A 2,366-nucleotide genomic window follows, 5' to 3' on the forward strand; every position below is an offset into this window, starting at 1 on the left:
GCTGGCCTCTTTCTGATATTGGGCTTTCCATTCGGCATAGGGCATGCCGTAGACAACTGCGCGCGCGTCGTCGAGGCTGACCTCCAGCTGGCGTTCGTCGGCGGCGGCCTTGTACCACTTGGACAGGCAGTTGCGACAGAAACCGGCGAGGTTCATCAGGTCGATATTCTGCACATCCTTGCGGCTGTCCAGGTGGGCCACCAGTCGACGGAAAGCGGCGGCTTCGAGTTCCAGGCGTTGTTGGTCGTTCATGGGAGTCTCTGCGAGACAGCTTCAAGCGGCGAGCTTCAAGCTGCAAGTGGGTTTGCGGTGTTCAGGCTTGAAGCTTACAGCTTGAGGCTTGCAGCTGCTACGAAGCAGCGCGGCTTGCCGCGAGGGTAATCGACACGGATTCGGCGAATCGCAAGGCATGCGGCTTATCGACTTCGACCTCGGCGTACAGCACTGACTCATTGGCCATGACCAGGTCCAGCAACTCCTGGGTCAGGCGTTCGAGCAGGGCGAAGCGGTTGCCTTCCACGTGGGCGATGATCGCCTTGGTGATGGTGCGGTAATTCAAGGCGTGATCGATATCGTTGTCGCGCACGGCCTCTTGGGCCGCGTAGAGGATGGTCAGGTTGATCAACACATCCTGTTTGTTGAGGATCTCGTCTTCATTGATCCCGATGAACGTACGCAGGCGCAGGTCCTTGACCTTGATGCGCGCCATGGCGGGCTGAAGTTGTGGCATTTATTGGCTCCGTCGAATCAATTGCAGGAATTCCTGGCGGGTGTTGCTGGACTCGCGAAAAGCGCCAAGCATCACCGAGGTGTTCATGGTCGAGTTCTGCTTCTCGACACCGCGCATCATCATGCACATGTGCTGGGCTTCGATCACCACCGCAACGCCGGCGGCCTGGGTGACTTGCTGCACCGCGTCGGCGATTTGCCGGGTGAGGTTTTCCTGGATTTGCAGGCGGCGGGCGAACATGTCCACCAACCGGGCGATCTTCGACAGCCCCAGGACCTTGCCCGTAGGAATATAAGCTACATGGGCCTTGCCGATGAAGGGCAGCAGGTGATGTTCGCACAACGAATAGAGCTCTATATTGGCGACGATCACCATTTCGTCACTGTCGGAGGCAAACAGGGCCCCGTTGACGATCTGCTCGATGCTTTGATCATAACCATGGCAAAGGTACTCCATGGCCTTGGCGGCGCGCACCGGCGTGTCCAGCAGGCCCTCGCGCTCCGGGTCTTCGCCCAGGCCGATCAGGATCTCGCGGTAATGCTGGGGTGACAGGGCCATGGTGCTTCCTCGGAACAGGACTACTTGATGTGCCGCCCGCCGTTGAGGGACAGGGTGGTGCCGGTGACGTAAGGATTGTCGAGCAGGTAGCGCAGGCTCTGGTAAATCACTTCGCTGCCAGGTTCGATGCCCAGCGCGGATTTGGCCAGGGCCTTGGCGCGGTAGGTCGCATCGTCGGCGGGATTGAACAGTAGCAGGGCCGGGGCGATGCCGTTGACCTTGATGGCCGGTGCGTATTTTGCCGCGAATGAAAGCGTGAGGCTTTCCAGGCCAGCCTTGGTGGCGCAATAGGCGATGTGCTTGCTGCTGCCCTTGCGCGTCACGTCATCACTGATGTGCACGATATCCGCCGGCACCGAGCGCTGCAGTAAATCGGCACAGTGCAGGTTGATCAGGTAGGGCGCGAGCATATGGACACCGAACATGGCGCTGAAGGCGGCGGCTTCGTCGCCCGGGGTTTCGGCGAGCCAGGCCGAGGCGTTGTGCACGATGGCACGAAGTTGGTTGGTGTGTTGCTTGAGCTGGTCGATGAAGGCCAGGATCCCGGCTTCACTGGAAAAATCGGCGAACAGCATCGTGGCTCCCAAGTCCCGCAGCACCTGCACCCCCGGGCGTTCGGTGCGGTACGTGGCGATAACCGGTTGGCCGTCCTCCAGCATGCGTCGGGCACAGTGCAGGCCGACGCGTTGGGCGGCGCCGGTGATCAGGATCGGAGCGGTGGCGCTGGACATGGGACGGCTCGGTTCGCGTTGGAAGCAAAACTATAACAGCGACGGCGGGTACGTCCTATGGACAAGGGAAGTCCAGCGCCCGATTCGGTTTCCCTCACGAACCCTGGCTGGCTCCCATGGCGTCAGTGATTCTGCGCGGCCGGTAATGGCCGTTGTGGTGCCCCCGCCAGCCAACTCGCCAATAAATGCGTCGACATCGGGATAAACAAATAAACCATCAGGGGCGTCAGAATGAGCGTACTGATGAAAACCCGGCTTAGCAGGCCCAGTTCGCCGAGTAACGGTCCCAAGAAGAAATTGAACAATAACGAAACAGGAAAGAACGCCAGCCAGATCGCCACGGCCTG

General features: G+C 60.1%; 4 protein-coding genes and 1 pseudogene. All 5 read right to left on the reverse strand.

The annotated features are described in order from the left end of the window. The coding region (locus OC610_RS25790; protein WP_264431856.1) for a DUF1244 domain-containing protein at positions 1 to 252 on the reverse strand (252 nt) is incomplete at its 3' end. Positions 253 to 349: 97 nt separating this feature from the next. Then, positions 350 to 730 carry a dihydroneopterin triphosphate 2'-epimerase gene (gene folX, locus OC610_RS25795; protein WP_014340149.1) on the reverse strand — a complete coding sequence of 127 codons (381 nt, stop codon included), beginning with the start codon at positions 728 to 730 and terminating at the stop codon, positions 350 to 352. Continuing rightward, positions 731 to 1,288, reverse strand: coding sequence for a GTP cyclohydrolase I FolE (gene folE / locus OC610_RS25800; RefSeq protein WP_264431857.1), 558 nt, complete (start codon positions 1,286 to 1,288; stop codon positions 731 to 733). It lies immediately after the preceding gene. Between the two features lie 20 nt (positions 1,289 to 1,308). Then, entirely contained in the window at positions 1,309 to 2,019 is a 711-nt protein-coding gene (folM, locus tag OC610_RS25805) for a dihydromonapterin reductase (RefSeq protein WP_264431858.1), read from the reverse strand. A gap of 122 nt (positions 2,020 to 2,141) precedes the next feature. Beyond that, positions 2,142 to 2,366: pseudogene (locus OC610_RS25810) on the reverse strand (antibiotic biosynthesis monooxygenase); the annotation flags it as partial.

It is taken from the genome of Pseudomonas agronomica (genome assembly GCF_025917275.1).
GTDB classification, from domain to species: Bacteria; Pseudomonadota; Gammaproteobacteria; order Pseudomonadales; family Pseudomonadaceae; genus Aquipseudomonas; species Aquipseudomonas agronomica.